Origin of the sequence: Streptomyces caelestis, assembly GCF_014205255.1 — a bacterium.
GTDB lineage: Bacteria > Actinomycetota > Actinomycetes > Streptomycetales > Streptomycetaceae > Streptomyces > Streptomyces caelestis.
In genome coordinates this window covers 2,229,419-2,248,414 of record NZ_JACHNE010000001.1, presented here as the reverse complement: position 1 = coordinate 2,248,414, position 18,996 = coordinate 2,229,419, and the positions used below count along the sequence as shown (strand labels likewise).

The window sequence follows — 18,996 nt, the reverse complement described above, 5'->3', positions numbered from 1 at the left end:
GAGGGAGTTGCCATGGCCGAGGCCTACATCGTCGAAGCGGTCCGCACGCCCGTCGGGCGGCGCGGGGGAGGACTGAGCGCGGTCCATCCGGCCGACCTCGGCGCGCATGTGCTGAAGGAGCTGATGAGCCGCTCGGGCGTCGACCCGGCCGCCGTGGAGGACGTCGTCCTCGGCTGTCTGGACGCCGTGGGGCCGCAGGCGGGGGACATCGCGCGGACCTGCTGGCTGGCGGCCGGGCTGCCCGAGGAGGTGCCGGGCGTGACCGTCGACCGGCAGTGCGGGTCCTCGCAGCAGGCCGTGCACTTCGCGGCGCAGGCCGTGCTGTCCGGCACGCAGGACCTGGTGGTCGCCGGCGGTGTGCAGAACATGTCGATGATCCCCATCGCCTTCGCCACCCGGCAGGCCGCCGAGCCGCTGGGGCTGACCGAGGGCCCGTTCGCGGGCAGTGCGGGCTGGCGGGCGCGGTACGGGGACAAGCCCGTGAACCAGTTCGTGGGCGCCGAGACGATCGCCGCGAAGTGGGGGATCAGCAGGCAGGACCAGGAGGAGTTCGCCCTGCGGTCCCATCAGCGGGCGGTGCGGGCGATCGACGAGGGCCGCTTCGGCCGCGAGAGCGTGCCGTACGGGGAGGTCCTGGCCGACGAGGGCCCGCGCCGGGACACCTCACTGGAGAAGATGGCGGGACTGAAGCCGGTCGTCGACGGCGGCACGATCACGGCCGCCTGCTCCTCGCAGGTCTCCGACGGGGCGGCGGCGATGCTGCTGGCCTCCGAGCGGGCCGTGCGCGAACACGGGCTCACCCCCCGCGCGCGTGTGCACCACCTCTCGGTGCGCGGCGAGGACCCGATCCGCATGCTCACCGCCCCCATCCCGGCCACCGCCCACGCCCTGAAGAAGACCGGCATGACCATCGGCGACATCGACCTCGTCGAGATCAACGAGGCCTTCGCCCCGGTCGTCCTGGCCTGGCTGAAGGAGACGGGTGCGGACCCGGAGAAGGTCAACGTCAACGGCGGTGCCATCGCGCTGGGCCACCCGCTCGGCGCGACCGGCGTGAAGCTGATGACGACCCTGCTGCACGAACTGGAGCGCACCGGCGGCCGGTTCGGCCTGCAGACCATGTGCGAGGGCGGCGGACAGGCCAATGTGACGATCATCGAGAGGCTGTGAGACGCCGACGGGTGTCCTCGGCCTCCCGCATGATCCGCTCCACCACCTCCGCGCACGAGGGCAGGTCGTCGATCACCCCGGCGACCTGCCCGGACGCCATCACCCCCAGATCCGTACGGCCGTCCACCATGGACGCCTTGAGCAGCATCGGGGTGTTCGCGGCGAGCAGGACCTGGCTCCAGGCCAGGTCCTTGCCGTGCCTGAGGGCGAGGCCGTCCTGGAGCATCCGGCGCCAGCTCGTGCCGGACAGCTTCCGGTAGCCCGCCGCCCTGCGGACCGCCTGGAGGGCACCCCTCACCCGGCCGGACCGCTCCAGCGCCTCGACCAGTTCCGTGCGCAGCATGCGATGCGGAAGCCCGTCCACCGCCCTGGTGACCGTCACGTCCCGCACCGTCGCCGCCAGGTACCGCGCCTTCACCGCCTCCGGCACGGTCGAGTCCGAGGTGAGCAGGAACCGCGTACCCATGGCGACGCCCGCCGCCCCGTAGGCCAGCGCCGCGACCAGTCCCCGCCCGTCGAAGAACCCGCCCGCCGCCACGACCGGCAGGTCCACGGCGTCGACCACCTGCGGCAGCAGCACCGTCGTGGCCACCTCGCCGGTGTGCCCGCCGCCCTCCGCGCCCTGCACGAGGACCGCGTCCGCGCCCCACGCCGCGACCTTCTCGGCATGCCGCCGCGCCCCCACGGTGGGCATGACGACCACACCGGCCTCCTTGAGCTCGCCGATCAGCTCCCGGGACGGGGCCAGGGCGAAGGAGGCGACCCGGACGCCCTCCTCGATCAGGATCCGCACCCGGTCGCCGGCGTCCGCCGCGTCGGCGCGCAGGTTCACCCCGAACGGCGCGTCGGTACGGGCCCGGACCTCCCGGACGGACGCCCGCAGCCGGTCGAGCGTCATCGTCGCGGAGGCCAGGATGCCGAGCGCGCCCGCGTTCGCCGTGGCGGAGACCAGGCGCGGGCCCGCCACCCAGCCCATCCCGGTCTGCACGAGGGGATGGCGGACGCCGGTCAGCCGGGTCAGTGCCGTCTCCATCACGAGGCGACCTCTCTGGTACGGGTGCCGGCCGGGTCGAGGACCTCGCGGATCAGCCGGAGCTCCTCGGCGGTCGGCTCGCGCGTCGGCGGCACCTCGTCCGGGACGGCGAGCTCGAAGCCCGTCGCCTCCCTGACCTGCTCCAGCGTGACACCCGGGTGCAGCGAGGCCGGCCGCATCGAGCGGTCGGGCGTGGCGAAGTCGAAGACGCCCAGGTCGGAGACGACCCGCGGGATGCGGTGGTGACGCGCTCCGGCCGCGTGGTCGTACCCGACTCCGCAGACCATGTCGACCCGCTCGACGAAGACCCGCCGGGAGTGCCTCGGGATCCAGTAACTGGTCGGATGGTTGAGGGTGTTGACCGGTGCGCCGCGCACTCCGAGGAGCTGCCGCATCGGCCGCTCCCAGTCGCCGATGCACGAGATGTTCTGGTTGCCGAACCGGTCGATCTGGCTCGCGCCCATCATCACGTGCCGCCGGCCGCCCGTGACCAGGGCCAGGTGCTGCCGGTACGGCAGCCAGCCCTCCGGCGTCCCGTCCGGGCGGATCAGCAGAGCCTCCCCGTCGGTCAGCAGCAGGTCCGGCGCGAAGGTGAGCCGGGCGAGCCGGGCGCCGAGGGAGGGGATCAGCCCCATGGGACTCGCGAGGACCTCGCCGTCGCCCCGCCAGGCCTCGGCGCACGCGATCACGCAGTACTCCGCGCGGGTGGCCTCCGTCATGTCCCCTCCTCGACGGCCGACCGGTAGGCCTGCTCGTCCCCGGCGAGGAACCGGGCCGCGAACTGGGGCCAGGGCGTCGTCGCGTACGTCTTCTGGAAGGCCTCGTCCCGGCCGTAGTCGGGCGCGCAGGACGTGAAGTGCGCCCCGTTCGGGGCCTCCACGACGCCGGTCACCATGTGCCGCTTGACCAGCAGGGTCTGCGGTGGTGCCGCCTTCGTCAGCTCGGCCGTGTCGACGATCCGTTCGCAGCTGACGTACGCCGCGTCCGCGGCCTCGCAGAACAGGTCGTCGAAGTACGGGTCCGGGCCCAGGTACTGCCCGTTGCCCAGCCGGTCGGCCCGGTTCATGTGCACCAGGGCCGCGTCGAGCCGCAGGGCGGGCATCGCCACGAACGTCTCCCCGTCCTCGTACGGTGACGTGACCGTCCGTAAACCGGGGTTGACCCGCATCACGTCCGAGCCGAGGCCGGCCCGCACCGGCAGGAACGGCAGCCGGTTCACCGCCGCGTGCAGGCCCCACATGAACATCGCCTCGTCGATCTCCGTCAGCGCGAAGGCGCCACGCTCGCGGGCCGCGCGGTAGTGCGGCTCCAGGGGGATCGAGTCGAGGGTGACGAAGGCCGTGACCAGCTTCCGGATCCGCCCGGCGGCGGCCAGCATGCCCACGTCCGGGCCGCCGTACGAGACGACGGTGAGATCGGTGACCTCCGACCTGAGCAGTGCTCTCACCAGGGCCATCGGCTTGCGGCGCGAGCCCCAGCCGCCGATGCCGAGGGTCATGCCGCTGGACAGGCGGGACACGGCCTCGTCGGCCGTCATCGTCTTGTCGCTCACCTACGCGCCCTCCTTCCCGAAGCCGGCGCGCACCCGGTCGGCCACCCCGCTCAGGCCCGCCTCGAACGTGAAGCCCTGCTCGAAGCGGTAGCTGCGGCGCACGTCGACCGGATCGATGCCGTTGATGGCGGCCTTGGCCAGGCGCAGCAGCTGCCCGTCCTTGGCGGCGATCTCGCGGGCCAGAGTCAGCGTGGCGGCTCGCAGTTCCCCGCGCGGCACGACCCGCCACACCGAGCCGTGCGCGTGCAGCTCGGCCGCGGTCGCCGTGCGCGAGGTGTAGTACAGGGCGCGCATCAGGTGCTGCGGGACCAGCCGGGCCAGATGGGTGGCCGCGCCCAGCGCGCCCCGGTCCAGCTCGGGCAGCCCGAAGACGGCGTCCTCGCTCGCCACGATCACGTCCGCGTTGCCCACCAGCCCGATACCGCCGCCCAGGCAGAAACCGTGCACCGCCGCCACGACCGGCACCGCGCAGTCGTACACCGCGGCGAAGGCCTCCGCGCAGGCGTGGTTGGCGCCGATCAACGCGCTGTTGCCGTCCTTCTGCAGCTCCTTGATGTCCACGCCCGCGTTGAACCCGCGCCCCTCGGCCGTCAGCACCACGCACCGGACCTCCGGGTCGCGCCCGGCCGCGCGCACCGCGTCGGCCAGGGCGAACCAGCCGGCCACCGGCAGGGCGTTCACCGGCGGGAAGCCGACCGTGACGACGGCTACGCCCTTTTCCACGCACGAGGTGGAGACACCCATGGCCGCATCAGCTACCTTTCCACCAAACGTTTGTTAGGTGAAAGGTAGCAGCGAATGGAGCTGGACGGGAAGGTCGCCGTCGTCACGGGCGGGACCCGGGGCGTCGGTGCCGGCATCGCGCGTGCCTTCGTACGGGCCGGCGCCGAAGTCGTGGTCTGCGCCCGCCGCCCGCCGGAAGTCCCGCTACCCGGAACGGAGTTCGCTCCGCTGGACGTCCGCGACGCCGAGGCCGTCCGGCGCCTGTGCGGCGAGCTGCCCCGGCTGGACGTCCTCGTCAACAACGCTGGCGGCAGCCCCCACCGCCCGCTCACCCACGCCGGCGCCGACCGGCACGCGCGCGTGGTGGAGCTCAACCTCCTGGCTCCGCTGACCGTGTCCCTCGCCGCGTACGAGCACCTCCGTCGGGCCAAGGGCTCCATCGTCATGATCGGCAGCGTCAGCGGAGGCCGCCCCTCACCGGGCACCGCCGCCTACGGTGCCGCCAAGGCGGGCCTGGAGAACCTCGCCCGCTCGATGGCCGTGGAGTGGGCGCCCGACATCCGGGTCAACACCCTGGTCGTCGGCATGGTCCACACCGAACTGTCCCACCTCCACTACGGCGACCAGGACGGCATCGCCGCCGTCGCCCGCACCGTCCCGCTCGGCCGTCTCGCCGAGCCGTCCGACGTCGGCCGGGCCGCGGTCTTCCTCGCCTCGGACGCCGCCGCCTACATCAGCGGGGCGAGTCTGCTCGTCCACGGGGGCGGGGAGCGGCCCGCGTTCCTGGACGCCTCGACAGCGAACGACGAGACCTGAGATGACGCGGACAAGGAGACCTGAGATGAGCGGAATCTGCTGCGGGAGGGTCGTCGTCGTCACCGGCGCGGGCCGGGGGCTCGGCCGCGCCCACGCCCTCGCGTTCGCCGCCGAGGGCGCGCGGCTCGTCGTCAACGACCTCGGCGTCGGCCTCGACGGCACACCCGGAGCCGACGGGACGCCCGGCCGCGACAGCCCGGCCGCCCGCGTCGCCGAGGAGATCCGCGCGGCGGGCGGCGAGGCGGTGCCGCACGGCGGCGACATCGCCACGACCGAGGGCGCCGCCTCCCTCGTCCGGACGGCGCTGGAGGCGTACGGCAGGCTCGACACGCTCGTCAACAACGCGGGCTTCCTGCGCGACCGGATGCTGGTCAACCTCGACGAGGACGACTTCGACGCCGTCGTACGGGTCCACCTCAAGGGCCACTTCCTGCCCCTGCGGCACGCCGCCGCGCACTGGCGGTCCGAGGCCAAGGCGGGCCGCCCGCCCGAGGCGCGGATCGTCAACACCAGCAGCGGCGCGGGCCTGCTGGGCTCGGTCGGACAAGGCAACTACAGCGCCGCCAAGGCCGGGATCGTCGCGCTGACCCTGGTCGCGGCGGCCGAACTGCGCGGCTACGGCGTTCAGGTCAACGCGATCGCCCCCGCCGCCCGGACCCGCATGACGGAGCGCACCTTCGCCGACACCATGGCGGCGCCCGACTCCGGCTTCGACGCGATGGCCCCGGAGAACGTCTCGCCCCTGGTCGTCTGGCTCGGCTCGGCCGCGAGCGCGGGGGTGACGGGCCGGGTCTTCGAGGCGGAGGGCGGCCGCATCACGGTGATGGAGGGCTGGCGTCCGGGCCCGAGCGTGGACAAGGGCGAGCGGTGGGATCCGGCGGAGGCGGGGCGGGCGGCGCGCCAACTGCTGACGGAGGCGGACGAGCCCGGGCGCGTGTACGGGGCGTAGGAAGACCGGCGAGCGTTCCTTCGCCCCACCCCAGCGCAGTCCTAGGTGTCACACTCCAACACGCTCCGGCACAACGCACACCGCGCCCGGACCCGCCCCCGCACCGGCACCCTGATCCGCTGATGACAGGTCGGGCAGGGAAACGACACCCACAACCGCCCACCCCCGTCCGGGGTGAACGAGTACCGCACACTCGGCTGCGGCGGCCCGGCCGGCGCGTGCCGCCGGTCGCGCGCATACCGCCGCCGCCCCGCCCACCCCGCCGCCGTCAAGGGCGGCTGCTGCTCGTCGCGACGGGCCAGTTCCCTCCCCTTCACGTACGCCGTGTACGCCTGCGGACTGGTGAACCACACCGACGGGTCCTCCCCGAAGACCAGCGCGCGCTTGGCCAGCACGTACCCGAACTCCTCCGGCGTGAGATACCCCAGCTTCTGGGACGACGCCCGGTCCTCCCGGTACGCGTCCAGCAGCAGCCAGCCCGCGCCCAGATACGTCGTCGCGGTGTCCGTCAGGATCTCGTTGTCCCGCACGCCCGGGAAGGACAGGTCGAGGCGGTGCAGGTACACGTGCATCACCTCGTGCGCCAGAGCCGCCCCGATGTCCCGCCGATGCGTACGGAACCGGTCGTTCAGCTCCACGAAGTACTCCGGCCCGGCCGCGAGCTCGACGTTCGCCGCGTGCCGCATCTCCCGGAAGCTCACGATCAGCCGGGCGTCCGGCAGCCGGTAGTGCCGCACCAGCTCGTGCGCCACCCGCTGCGCCCCCAGATACAGGTCGTCGGTGTCGCAGAACGCCACGTCGGCGGGGAGCACACTGGTGGCGAACGTCTGGATCGTGTCGTACGACAGTCGCTTGTACAGCGCCGTGATGGCGGCCCGCACCGTCTCCAGATGCGGGTAGCCGTGCTCGACCGGCCCGTCGTTCGCCACGCCTGACCCCCAAGACGCCCCTGAACCCGGTTCCACTGTACGAAAGCGTGACGGCCGCGGGGCCGCGCCGGCGCCGCGAAAACCGGTCGTCGCCGCCCTGGGCCGCTGGCAGAATCCGGGCCGTGACCAGCGAACAGCGCTTCGTCGCCGCCTCGCTCGAGGTGGGCGGCCAGGACGACGAACTCGAGAAGCGGCTCGACGAGGAGCTGACCGCCTTCAACACCGCCGCCGCCGACGGCGCCACGACCGAGCCGCTCTCCGTCCGCGTCACCGACGAGTCCGGCGACCTGATCGGCGGACTCACCGCCTGGACCTGGGGCAGCCTGGCTTCCGTGGACATGCTCTGGGTACGCGCGGACCAGCGGCACGCCGGCTGGGGCGGCCGGCTGATGCGCGCCGCGGAGACCGAGGCCGTCCGGCGCGGCTGCACGGACATGATCGTCTCCACGTACAGCTTCCAGGCGCCCGGCTTCTACCCGCGTCTCGGCTTCCGGGAGCGGGCCCGCGTCGAGGGCGTGCCCGGCGGACACCAGGACGTCTACTTCCACAAGCGGCTGCGCACCGCCGAGTCGTGAGACGGCCCGCGGCCGCCGGGCGCGCGCCCCTTAGGCTGACCTGCCATGACCACCAGCAACACCGGCACCGGCGACGTCGACCCTGCCGTCCGTGAGGAACTCGCCCGCCTGCGCGACAGCATCGACAACATCGACGCGGCCGTCGTCCACATGCTCGCCGAGCGCTTCAAGTGCACCCAGCAGGTCGGCCTCCTCAAGGCCCGGCACCAGCTGCCGCCCGCCGACCCGGCCCGCGAGGCCCGCCAGATCGCCCGGCTGCGCGCCCTCGCCGAGAACGCCAAACTGGACCCGGCCTTCGCGGAGAAGTTCCTCAACTTCATCGTCGCCGAGGTCATCCGCCACCACGAGCGCATCGCGGACGAGGCGCTCAACGGCTCGGCACCCGGCCGCAACTGACCTCGGCGACCGCCCCCGGGGAGTGACACCGCGGCCCGCGCCGGGCATGCTGCGCTGTGCACAGCATGTCAGCTGACAAGCACTCCGCGTCAGCGTCCCGGGCTTACTCTGGTTCCTCCACAGGGAGGGGACGTCGGGCCATGCCGTCGGAAACCAGGATCCTCATCGTCGACGATCACGAGGACACGTTGTACGCGCTGGAGAGCGCCCTGGCCCCGCTGGGCTATCTGCTGGGCCGGGCCACCAGTGGCGACGAGGCGCTCAAGCAGGTGCTGCGCGGCCAGGTCGGCCTGCTCCTGCTCGACGTGCGCATGCCCGGCGTCAGCGGACTGGAGGTCGTGCGCTACATGCGGCGCGTGGAACAGACCCAGCACATCCCGGTCATCCTGCTCACCGGCTTCGGAACCGACCAGGAACTGACCACCGCCGCCTTCGGCCTCGGGGTCGCCGACCTCGTCATGAAACCCGTGGACCCCTGGGCCCTGCGCACCAAGGTCCGCTACCTCTACGACACCCACCAGCACCACCTCGCCCTGGAGCAGGAGGTGCGCCGGCTGCGCGCCCAGGTCCGGGCGCACACCGAGTCCGCCGCACGCCCCGAACGGTCCGCTCTGGCGCACACCGAGTCCGCCGCACGCCCCGAACGGTCCGCTCTGGCGCACACCGAGTCCGCCGCACGCCCTGAGCGGTCCGCTCTGGCGCACACCGACGCGCGCGTGCCGCCCCAGCGGCCTGCGGGGGCGCACGCCGGGGAGCTCGAAAAAGACCGCACCTAGACCGGACATCGGCCGCATACCGATCCGCCTCTGTGCCATGCCCTTGCCATCAGGCAGCATGTCCTGCATGTCCGTACTGACGCGCGACGAAGCGCAGACCCGAGCAGGGCTCCTCGACGTCCACCGCTACACGATCGAACTCGACCTGACCACCGGGGACGAGGTCTTCGACTCCCGCACCCTGATCAGGTTCAGCGCCCGCGCGGACGGGGACACTTTCGTCGAGATCAGGCCCGCCGAGCTGCGCTCCGTCACCCTCGACGGACAACCCCTCGACCCGGAAGCCCTGGACGGCAACCGGCTGCCCTTGAAGAACCTCACGGCCGGCGAGCACGAACTGCGCGTGCACGCCCACATGCGCTACTCCCGCACCGGCGAGGGCATGCACCGCTTCACCGACCCCACCGACGGCGAGACCTACGTCTACACGCAGCTGTTCCTGGACGACGTCCAGCGCGTCTACGCCGCCTTCGACCAGCCCGACCTGAAAGCCGTCTTCGAACTGTCGGTGAAGGCCCCGCGGGGCTGGACCGTCCTCGCCAACGGCGTCACCGAACACACCGGCGACGGCCTCTGGAAGGCCGCCCCCACCCCGCTGATCTCCACCTACCTCGTCGCCGTCGCCGCCGGCCCCTGGCACTCCGTGCGCACCGAGCACCGCGGCCTGCCCTTCGGCCTGCACTGCCGCCGCTCGCTCGCCCCCTACCTGGACACCGACGCCGACGAACTCCTCGACGTCACGCGCGCCTGCTTCGACCGCTACCACGAGAAGTTCGACGAGCCCTACCCCTTCGACTCCTACGACCAGGCCTTCGTCCCCGAGTTCAACGCGGGCGCCATGGAGAACCCCGGCCTGGTCACCTTCCGCGACGAGTTCGTCTACCGCTCCGCCGTCACCGACACCGAGCGGCAGACCCGCGCCATGGTCGTCGCCCACGAGATGGCCCACATGTGGTTCGGCGACCTCGTCACCCTCACGTGGTGGGACGACATCTGGCTGAACGAGTCCTTCGCCGAGTACATGGGCTACCAGACCCTCACCGAGGCGACCCGCTTCACCGACACGTGGACCGACTTCGGCGTCAACCGCAAGGCCTGGGGCTACGACGCCGACCAGCGCCCCTCCACCCACCCCGTCGCCCCCGAAGCCGTCGACGACACCGCCTCAGCCCTCCTCAACTTCGACGGCATCTCCTACGCCAAGGGCGCCTCCGCCCTGCGCCAGCTGGTGACCTGGCTCGGCGAGAAGGACTTCCTGGCCGGCATCAACACCCACTTCGCCCGCCACAAGTTCGCCAACGCCACCCTCGCCGACTTCATCGACTCCCTCGCCGGCGCCACCGACCGCGACGTCCACGCCTGGGCCGACGCCTGGCTGCGCACCACCGGCGTCGACACCCTCAGCCCGCACCTCGCCCCCGGCGAGAACGGCACCTGCGCCCTCACCGTCGACCGCGCCGGCAGCCGCCCGCACCGCATCGCCGCCGGCCTGTACGACCGGGACCTCGGCGACGACGGCGGGCACCTCCTCCTACGCGAACGCCTCCACCTGGACCTGCCGCAGACCGGCGCCCACCCCATCGGCAAACGCCCCGCGCTGCTCCTCCTCAACGACGGCGACCTCAGCTACGCCAAGGTCCGCTTCGACCCCGAGTCCTTCGAAACCGTCCGCAAGGACCTGTCCGGCCTGCCGGAACCGCTCACCCGCGCGGTCGTCTGGAACGCCCTGCGCGACGCCGTCCGCGACGGCGAACTGGCGCCCACCGCCTACCTGGAGTCCGCCCGGGCCCATCTCCCGCTGGAGACCGACCTCGCGATCGTCCAGGGCGTGCTCGCCTTCGCGGCCACGTACATCACCGACCGCTACGTCACGCCCGAGGAGAGGCCCGCCGCGCTCGCCACGCTCTCCGAGCTGTGCCGCGACCTCATGCGCCGCACCGAGGACGGCGACCATCCCGGACTGCGCCTGATCGCCGTACGCCACCGTATCGACGCCGCCGCCCACCCGGACACCATCGCCGCCTGGCTCGCCGACGGCACCGTGCCCGGCGGCCCGGAGCTCGACCCAGAGCTGCGCTGGCGCGTCCTCGCCCGGCTCGCCGTCCTCGGCGCCACCGACGAGGCCGCCATCGCCGCCGAACTGGAACGCGACCCGAGCGCCACCGGCCAGGAGGGCGCCGCCCGCTGCCGGGCCGCCCTGCCCGAGCCGGACGCCAAAGCGAAGGCGTGGCAGGCCATGTTCGCAACCGACGAGCTGTCCAACTACCTGTTCGCCGCCACCGCCGAGGGCTTCTGGCAGCCCGAACAAGCCGACCTGGTGCGGGAGTACGTGCCCCGCTACTACGAGGACGCGGTCGCCGTCGCAGCCCGCCGCGGCCCCGCCATCGCCGTCGCCGCCGGCCGGGCCTTCCCCGCTCACGCCGTCGACGCCGAGAACCTGCGCCTGGGCGAGCAGTGCCTGAGCGACGCCGACCCGATCCCGGCGCTGCGCCGCAAGCTCGCCGACCAACTCGACGATCTGGCACGGGCGCTGCGGGTCCGGCAGGGCCGGGAGATCCAGGGAGGCTAGGGGATCCAGGAGGTCCAAGGGGTGTCCGCACCGGCGACGCGGGGCGCGGGCGGTCGCCCGCCCGCGGCCCGGGCCGGGGAGCACGGGGGGACAACGGGCGGCTTCGCGGCTGTGGGCGGCTCCGCAGGGTTCGGGACCAGCGAGGACGGTTGAACCGACACCGCGTAGCCCGCCCGCGCGGTCCCGGCCAACCGTGGACGACCGGGCCCACGCGGACGCCCTCAGGGCTTTTGCCTGGGCCGGGATGTTCCGACAGGCAGCCCGGGCAGGCAGCCGGCCAGCGGTGTTTTCCCCGTACGGACGTACCTCCTCCCGCATCCGGTCGTTGGGCTTTCCGGGCGCGCCCGCCCCGCGCCCCGGAGGACAGCCCCTATGAGCACGCCGCCCCTCGCCTCAGGCCCCGAAGGCCCACGCGCCCTGCGGTCGTTGCTCGACACCGTGCTCCACGCGCTGGACGAGGGCGCCCGGGCCCGTGGAGGACCACTGCCGGCGGGCGGGCCGGACATCGTCGCGGCGCGAACGCGGGAGGCGCTGGGCGAGGCCCTGCCCGACCAGGGCGACCCGCACGCCCTGCGCACCCTGGTCCGCGCGTTCGCCGAAGGCGCCGCCGACCCGGCACACCCCCTGTGCGCCGCCCACCTCCACTGCCCGCCCCTCGCCCTCGCCACCGCCGCAGACCTCGCGGCCTCGGCCCTCAACCCGTCCCTGGACTCCTGGGACCAGGCCCCGGCGGCATCCGAACTGGAGACGCTCGTCGCGAGGGCACTGGCCGCCGAGATCTACGGGCCCGGGGAAGACGCGGACACGGACCCCGACTCCCTGATCACCACCGGCGGCACCGAGTCCAACCAGCTCGCCCTCCTCCTCGCACGGGAGGCCTACGGCGGGTCCGTGCGGCTGGTGTGCGGGGCGAACGCCCACCACTCGCTGGCCCGTGCCGCCTGGCTGCTCGGGCTGCCCGAGCCCGTCGTCGTACCCGCCCCGGCCGGCACACTCCACCCCGCCGCACTCGACGCGGCCCTGTCCCGGCTGCCCGGCCCGCTGCTCGTCGCCGCCACCGCCGGCACCACCGACGCCGGACTCATCGACCCCCTGCCCGAGATCACCGCCCGCTGCGCGGCCCACGGCGCCCGGCTGCACATCGACGCCGCCTACGGCGGAGGCCTCCTCTTCAGCGACCGTCACCGCGCCCGGCTCACCGGGCTCGACGCCGCCGACACCGTCACCCTCGACCTGCACAAACTCGGCTGGCAGCCGGTCGCCGCCGGCCTCCTGGCCGTCAAGAACCCCCGCGACCTCACCGCCCTGCGGTACCGCGCCGACTACCTCAACGCCACCGACGACACGGAAGCCGGCCTCCCCGACCTGCTCGGCCGCTCCCTGCGCACCACCCGCCGCCCCGACGTCCTCAAGGCCGCCGTCACCCTCAAGACCCTCGGCCGCAGCGGCCTCGGCGCGCTCGTCGACCAGGTCTGCGCCCGGGCCAGGGACTTCGCCGCCCTCGTCGACGAACACCCCGGCTTCGAGCTCCACGCCCAGCCGGCCATCAGCACGGTCCTGTTCCGGCCCGCGGGCGCCACCGACGACACCGTGGCCGCCGTACGCCGCGCGCTCCTCACCGACGGCCGCGCCGTCCTCGGCCGGGCCCGCCTCGACGGCCGGCTCTGGCTCAAGGCCACCCTCCTCAACCCCACCACCGGGCCCGACGACCTGGCCGCGCTGCTCCGCCTCGTGGCAGCGCGGCAAGCGACACTCGTGGAAGGACACACCCCCCGATGAACCCCGCCCCGGCCACCCCACCCCAGCACCCGCACCCGCACCCGCACCACGAGCCCGACGCACCCCGCGACCTGGTCGGCATCGGCATCGGCCCGTTCAACCTGTCCCTCGCCGCGCTCGCCCACCCGCTCGGCGAACTCGACACCGCCTTCTACGAGCAGCGCCCCGCCTTCGGCTGGCACTCCGGCCTGCTCATCGAAGGCGCCACCATCCAGGTCCCGTTCCTCGCCGACCTGGTGACCCTCGCCGACCCCACCAGCCCCTGGACCTTCCTCAACTACCTCAGGTCCCGCGAGCGGCTCTTCCCCTTCTACCTCGCCGAGCGCTTCCACATCCAGCGTGCCGAGTACGACGCCTACTGCCGCTGGGTCTGCGAGAACCTCCCGGCGCTGCACTTCGGCCACCAGGTCGACGCCGTGCGCTGGAACCCCGAACGCGACCTCTTCGAAGTCGACTTCACCCAGCTCGACGCCGACGGAGAAGCGGAGGCCCTGGGCCGGACCTACACGCACAACGTCGTCCTCGGCATCGGCACCGAGCCCTACGTCCCCGACCCCCTCAAACCCCTCGTCGAGGCCCCCGGCGTGCCCGTCGTGCACGCCGCCGACTACCTCGACCACCGCGACGCCCTGCTCGCCGCCGAGCACGTCACCGTCGTGGGCATCGGACAGTCCGGCGCCGAAATCTTCCTCGACCTGCTGCGGGGCAGGCCCGCCGGGCGCGAGAAGCTCCACTGGCTCGGCCGCACCGAGGCCTTCGCACCGATGGAGTACTCCAAGCTCGGCCTGGAGCACTTCACCCCCGACCACACCCGCTACTTCCACGCCCTGCCCGAGTCCGCCCGCGACCGGCTCGTCGCCGGGCAGTGGCAGCTGCACAAGGGCATCGACGCCGCCACCATCGCCGCCATCCACGACGAGCTGTACCGCCGCACCCTGCACGGCGGCTGGCCCGACGCCGTCCTCACCCCCGGCGTCCGGGTCCGCACCGCCGGCCGCGTCGCGACGACCAAGGTCGAACTGCACCTGGAACACGGCCGGCAGGACAGCCGCTCCCGCCTCACCACCGACGCCGTCGTCCTCGCCACCGGCTACCGCGAACGCCCCCTCGACCGCATCCTCGCCGGCCTCGACCCCTACATGCGCCGCGACAGCCAGGAGCGGCCCCGCCTCGACGAGGACTACCGCCTCGTCCTCGACCCGTCCGTCACCGGCACGGTGTACGTCCAGAACGCCGAGACCCACACCCACGGCATCGGCGCCCCGGACCTCGGCCTCGCCGCCTGGCGCAGCGCGCTCATCCTCAACTCCCTGACCGGCGGGGAGGCCTACGCGCTCCCGCGCCGCACCGCCTTCACCACCTTCGGCCTCACCCAGCGGCAGCAGGTCCCGCCACCCCGTGAGGCACCGGCGCTGACCCCGCTCGTCGACCGAAGGTGATGAAGCCCCCTGCTCAGAAGACGGGCGTGCCGTTCCGCGTGAGCTTCCAGTCCACCGCCGCGAACTCGGCCGGATCGACGGCGCCCTTCGCCTTCACCCAGGCGATCATGGTGTTGCGGATCTCGTCCGAGTTCGACCACAGCACCTGCGCGGCGGCGACATGCGGGAAGTTGCCGCCGCCGTTGGCCCGGTAGTTGTTCACCGCGAACACGAACTTCGCGTCGTCCGCCAGCGGCTGCCCCTCGAACCGCACGTTCGTCACCCGCGAACCGGCCGGCTTCGCGATGTCGATCTCGTACGAAAGACCGCTCACCACGTCGTAGTTGTAGTCCGGCGTGCCGTTCGCGTTCGTCAGCTTCGCCGGATCCACCGCAGCACCCGGCGCCGTCTGCACGAAATAGTTCGCCGAGAACTCCAGATACGCCTTCATCTGCGCACCCGTCATCAGACGCGCCTCCAGCGTGTTCTCGAAGACGTACAGACCCGCCACGTCCCTGATCGTCACCTCGCCCGCCGGAATCCGGGCGGACCGCGAGAAGCACGCCGCCTGCGACAGCACCGGCAGCGCGGCGTGCTCCGTGCCCGCCAGGGCCTGCTTCACCGTGTCCGCCTGGATGTGGTTGATCAGATCGATGATCGGCACGTCCTTGTACGGCGCCTCGGCCGACGTCATCTCCGCCGCGTTCGTGCCGATGACCTGGTTGACGTACGCCACGACCTTCTCGTGTTCGTCCGACAGCAGCCGGACGATCTTCGGGTCCTCCTGAACGGTGTTGGAGTTCAGGACTTGCGCGCCCACCTTCTCGACCGTCCAGCGGCCCTTGCCCCACACCAGCTCGAAGTCGAAGAGCGTCAGCCGCTGACCCCACTTGAGCGGCTCCGACAGCACCACCTGCTTGCCGGTCTTCTTGTTGGTGACGAAGTACTCCGGGATCTCCGTGTGCGCGTGCCCGACCAGGATCGCGTCGATGCCCGGAACCTGCTCGGCCACCAGCCCCGCCGCGTTCTCGATGTACGGCAGCTGGTCACCGTAGGACGACGTCCCCGACGAACCGCTGTGCGCCGACACGATGACGACGTCCGCGCCCATCGACCGCAGCTTCGGCACCCACTTCGCCGCCTGCTCCTCCAGACCCGGGAACGTCATCTTCCCCTGCACGTTCGCCTTGTCCCAGATCGCGATCCCCGGGTTCGTCAGACCCAGCACCGCCACCTTCACGTCCCGCCCGAACGGCGTGCGCAGCCGGTGCATGCTGTACGGCGCGAAGGCCGGCCGCAGCGTCTTAGCGTCCAGCGCGTTCGCACCCAGCAGCGGGAAACGGCACTGCTGCTCGAACTTCCGCAGCACCGGAATGCCGTAGTTGAACTCGTGGTTGCCGAGCGCCGCCGCGTCATAGCCCATGGCGTTCATGGCCTGCGCCATCGGGTGCACGGGGCCGCCCTCGGCCGTGATCGGATCGACCTTGGCGTAGTAGTACGACAACTGAGTGCCCTGGATGGTGTCGCCCGCGTCGATCAGCAGCGTGTTGCGGCGGCCCTTCTCCTCGCGGACGCGGTTCACCAGCGTCGAGACCTTGGCGAGACCGATGTCGTTGTGGTCCTTGTCGTCGAATTCCTTGTCCGTGAAGTAGTCCCAGTTGAAGACGTTCCCGTGCAGGTCCGTCGTCCCCAGCACGGTGAAGGCGTACCGCTTCACGCCCCGCTCGCCCCCGCTCGCCTCGGCCGCCTGCGCACCCGGCGCCCCGACCGCACCGGCCAGCGCCACCCCCGCCCCGGTCACGGCGGACTTCTCCAGGAACTTCCGGCGGTTCAACGGCATGTCTGGCTCCTCGCGGAATCTGTGAACGACGCGCGTAGATAACGCGCGTAGATTCTGACCCGGCCATGACCGGCCGCAACAGTCCCGCCAGGTTGCGATCTGATGACTCGGCCCACCGACTCCACCCCTGTGGCCAGCCAAGACATGACAGAGTGGGACGTATGACCGCGCCCACGGCAGACGCCTCCCAGCCCGCCGTCCCCTACGGCACACCCGACGCCCCCCGCATCGCCGTCCGCGGCGAGGCCCGCCTCGAAGTCGACCCCGAGATCGCCCGCATAGGCATCACCGTCGCCGCCCGCGGCCGCGACCGCCGCTCCGCCCTCGACGACCTCACCCGCCGCAACGCCGTCGTCCTCGACCTCGTCAAGTCCTACGCCGACGCCGTCGAACGCCTGGAGACCGGCGCCTTCTCCATCACCCCCGAACTCACCAAGCACGGTCGCGGCGAACGCGTCCGCACCTACCACGGCAGCGTCCACGTCACCGCCGAACTCACCGACTTCACCGCCCTCGGCGAACTCACCACCCGCCTCGCCGACCTCGAACTCACCCGCGTCGACGGCCCCTGGTGGGCCCTGCGCCCCGACTCGCCCGCCCACCGCGAAGCCCGCAAGAAGGCCGTGCGGGAAGCCGTCCAGCGCGCCCGCGAGTACGCCGAAGCGCTCGGCACCACCCTCTCCGCCCTGGTCGAACTCGCCGACATCGGCGCCGAGAGCGCCCCGCCGCCCTACCCCCAGGCCCCCGGCCGCGCACGTACCGCCGCCTTCGGCGCCGCCGAGAACGCCGTGGCCCCGCTCGACCTCGAACCCCAGCGCCAGCGGGTCCACGCCCAGATCAACGCCCGCTTCACGATGGTGCCGCCGCAGCTCTAGCCGGCCTCTTCCGAAAACCCGACCGAATTCCCCGGGGTGCTCATCGGAGCACCCCGCCGCACAATTCAACGCTTGTCATAACGCTTCACTCAAAGTCTGTTGAGTCGTCACGCTCGACCAATTCTCTACCGGTCGGTAACTCATAGGCTCGGACCATGCGCCGAGCAAAGATCGTCTGTACTCTTGGGCCCGCCACCGACTCGTACGACCAGATCAAAGCCCTGGTCGACGCCGGAATGGACGTAGCACGCTTCAACCTCAGCCACGGCGAACACGCCGAACACGAGGAGCGCTACCACCGGGTACGAAAGGCCGCCGACGAAACGGGCCGCAGTGTCGGAGTCCTCGCCGACCTTCAAGGCCCGAAAATCCGGCTCGGCCGCTTCACCGAAGGCCCCGTACTCCTTGAACGCGGCGACACCTTCACCATCACCGTCGAAGAAGGCGTCCAAGGCGACCGCGACATCTGCAGCACCACCTACGCCGGCCTCGCGGACGACGTCACCACCGGCGAACGCATCCTCGTCGACGACGGCAAAGTCTGCCTGGAAGTCACCGGCGTCGACGGCCCCCGCGTCCACACCACGGTCATCGAGGGCGGCGTCATCTCCGACCACAAGGGCCTCAACCTCCCCGGCGTCGCCGTCTCCGTCCCCGCCCTCTCCAAGAAGGACGAGGACGACCTCCGCTGGGCCCTGCGCACCGGCGCCGACGTCATCGCCCTCTCCTTCGTCCGCACCGGCCGCGACATCCACGACGTCCACCGCATCATGGACGAAGAAGGCCGCCGACTCCCCGTCATCGCCAAGGTCGAAAAACCCCAGGCGGTGGAGAACATCGAAGACATCGTCGCGGCATTCGACGGCATCATGGTCGCCCGCGGAGACCTCGGCGTCGAAATGCCGCTGGAACAGGTCCCGATCGTTCAAAAGCGCGCGATCAAACTGGCGAAACGCAACGCCAAACCGGTCATCGTCGCCACGCAAATGCTCGACTCGATGATCGACAACGCCCGCCCGACCCGCGCGGAGGCCTCCGACGTCGCCAACGCGGTCATCGACGGCACGGACGCGGTGATGCTCTCCGGCGAGACCAGCGTCGGCAAGCACGCCATCGAAACGGTCCGCACGATGGCGCGCATTGTCGAAGCCGCCGAGGAAGACATTCTGGCCAAGGGCCTGCCGCCCCTGACGGAACGCAACAAGCCCCGCACCCAGGGCGGCGCGGTGGCGCGAGCGGCAGCCGAAATGGGCGACTTCCTCGGCGCCCGCTTCCTGGTCGCCTTCACCCAGTCCGGCGACACGGCCCGCCGCCTCTCCCGCTACCGCTCCCCGATCCCCCTCCTCGCCTTCACCCCCGACCAAGCGACGCGCTCCCAACTCAGCCTGACCTGGGGCGTGGAGACGTTCCTGGGGCCGTACGTTGACTCGACGGACGCGATGGTCGACCAGGTCGACGAACTGCTCCTGCGCTACGGCCGCTGCCAGAAGGGCGACACGGTCGTCATCACGGCCGGCTCCCCGCCCGGCGTCTCCGGCTCGACGAACATGGTCCGCGTCCACCACATCGGCGAGGACGACAGCCCGAAGTAGGGCG

The 18,996-nt window shown here is 72.0% G+C and carries 17 protein-coding genes; 11 read left to right on the top strand and 6 right to left on the bottom strand.

Features of this window, described 5'->3' with window-relative positions; all coding sequences use genetic code 11:
- Positions 1-12: 12 nt before the first annotated feature.
- Positions 13-1,170, top strand: a complete 1,158-nt coding sequence (locus HDA41_RS10165; RefSeq protein ID WP_184982705.1) for an acetyl-CoA C-acetyltransferase — start codon at positions 13-15, stop codon at positions 1,168-1,170.
- Here HDA41_RS10165 and HDA41_RS10160 read toward each other — a convergent pair.
- From HDA41_RS10160 to HDA41_RS10145, 4 genes are read right to left on the bottom strand one after another with little or no spacing between them, the layout of a single operon-like run.
- Positions 1,154-2,203, bottom strand: coding sequence for an NAD(P)H-dependent flavin oxidoreductase (locus HDA41_RS10160; RefSeq protein WP_184982703.1), 1,050 nt, complete (start codon positions 2,201-2,203; stop codon positions 1,154-1,156). The genes HDA41_RS10165 and HDA41_RS10160 overlap by 17 nt on opposite strands.
- Positions 2,203-2,922 carry a CoA-transferase subunit beta gene (locus HDA41_RS10155; protein WP_184982701.1) on the bottom strand — a complete coding sequence of 240 codons (720 nt, stop codon included), beginning with the start codon at positions 2,920-2,922 and terminating at the stop codon, positions 2,203-2,205. Before HDA41_RS10155 ends, HDA41_RS10160 begins: the two co-directional genes overlap by 1 nt.
- Positions 2,919-3,755, bottom strand: coding sequence for a CoA transferase subunit A (locus HDA41_RS10150; RefSeq protein WP_184982700.1), 837 nt, complete (start codon positions 3,753-3,755; stop codon positions 2,919-2,921). Before HDA41_RS10150 ends, HDA41_RS10155 begins: the two co-directional genes overlap by 4 nt.
- Entirely contained in the window at positions 3,756-4,499 is a 744-nt protein-coding gene (locus HDA41_RS10145) for an enoyl-CoA hydratase family protein (protein WP_184982699.1), read from the bottom strand.
- Between the two features lie 54 nt (positions 4,500-4,553).
- Between HDA41_RS10145 and HDA41_RS10140 the strand changes: the two genes are divergently transcribed.
- Together HDA41_RS10140 and HDA41_RS10135 are read left to right on the top strand one after the other, a co-directional pair.
- On the top strand, positions 4,554-5,294 hold the full coding sequence (locus HDA41_RS10140) for an SDR family oxidoreductase (protein ID WP_184982698.1): 741 nt from the start codon (positions 4,554-4,556) through the stop codon (positions 5,292-5,294).
- A 25-nt stretch (positions 5,295-5,319) separates the two neighbouring features.
- Entirely contained in the window at positions 5,320-6,243 is a 924-nt protein-coding gene (locus HDA41_RS10135; protein WP_184982697.1) for an SDR family oxidoreductase, read from the top strand.
- 41 nt (positions 6,244-6,284) lie between these two features.
- On the opposite strand, the gene HDA41_RS10130 is transcribed toward HDA41_RS10135, so the two are convergent.
- Positions 6,285-7,172, bottom strand: a complete 888-nt coding sequence (locus tag HDA41_RS10130; protein ID WP_184982696.1) for a hypothetical protein — start codon at positions 7,170-7,172, stop codon at positions 6,285-6,287.
- Positions 7,173-7,294: 122 nt separating this feature from the next.
- Here HDA41_RS10130 and HDA41_RS10125 point away from each other — a divergent pair, with 122 nt between their 5' ends.
- The 6 genes from HDA41_RS10125 (at position 7,295) to HDA41_RS10100 (ending at position 14,706) form a co-directional block, all read left to right on the top strand.
- Complete coding sequence (locus tag HDA41_RS10125; protein WP_230299564.1) at positions 7,295-7,747, top strand: GNAT family N-acetyltransferase; 453 nt, start codon at positions 7,295-7,297, stop codon at positions 7,745-7,747.
- Between the two features lie 45 nt (positions 7,748-7,792).
- On the top strand, positions 7,793-8,143 hold the full coding sequence (locus HDA41_RS10120) for a chorismate mutase (RefSeq protein ID WP_184982694.1): 351 nt from the start codon (positions 7,793-7,795) through the stop codon (positions 8,141-8,143).
- Between the two features lie 140 nt (positions 8,144-8,283).
- Positions 8,284-8,919 (top strand): response regulator, encoded by a 636-nt coding sequence (locus HDA41_RS10115; protein WP_184982692.1) that lies wholly within the window; start codon positions 8,284-8,286, stop codon positions 8,917-8,919.
- 67 nt (positions 8,920-8,986) lie between these two features.
- On the top strand, positions 8,987-11,488 hold the full coding sequence (gene pepN / locus HDA41_RS10110; protein WP_184982691.1) for an aminopeptidase N: 2,502 nt from the start codon (positions 8,987-8,989) through the stop codon (positions 11,486-11,488).
- Positions 11,489-11,860: 372 nt separating this feature from the next.
- Positions 11,861-13,267, top strand: a complete 1,407-nt coding sequence (locus HDA41_RS10105; RefSeq protein ID WP_184982689.1) for a pyridoxal phosphate-dependent decarboxylase family protein — start codon at positions 11,861-11,863, stop codon at positions 13,265-13,267.
- The gene (locus HDA41_RS10100) at positions 13,264-14,706 is read left to right on the top strand and encodes a lysine N(6)-hydroxylase/L-ornithine N(5)-oxygenase family protein (RefSeq protein WP_184982687.1); all 1,443 of its coding nucleotides are present in this window, start codon (positions 13,264-13,266) and stop codon (positions 14,704-14,706) included. Before HDA41_RS10105 ends, HDA41_RS10100 begins: the two co-directional genes overlap by 4 nt.
- Before the next feature lie 13 nt (positions 14,707-14,719).
- Here the strand turns inward: HDA41_RS10100 and HDA41_RS10095 are convergent, their stop codons facing one another.
- Positions 14,720-16,525 carry a bifunctional metallophosphatase/5'-nucleotidase gene (locus HDA41_RS10095; RefSeq protein ID WP_184982685.1) on the bottom strand — a complete coding sequence of 602 codons (1,806 nt, stop codon included), beginning with the start codon at positions 16,523-16,525 and terminating at the stop codon, positions 14,720-14,722.
- A 161-nt stretch (positions 16,526-16,686) separates the two neighbouring features.
- On the opposite strand from HDA41_RS10095, the gene HDA41_RS10090 reads away from it, so the two are divergent.
- Together HDA41_RS10090 and pyk are read left to right on the top strand one after the other, a co-directional pair.
- Positions 16,687-17,400 (top strand): SIMPL domain-containing protein, encoded by a 714-nt coding sequence (locus HDA41_RS10090; protein WP_184982682.1) that lies wholly within the window; start codon positions 16,687-16,689, stop codon positions 17,398-17,400.
- A gap of 155 nt (positions 17,401-17,555) precedes the next feature.
- Positions 17,556-18,992, top strand: coding sequence for a pyruvate kinase (gene pyk, locus HDA41_RS10085; RefSeq protein ID WP_184982680.1), 1,437 nt, complete (start codon positions 17,556-17,558; stop codon positions 18,990-18,992).
- Positions 18,993-18,996: the final 4 nt, after the last annotated feature.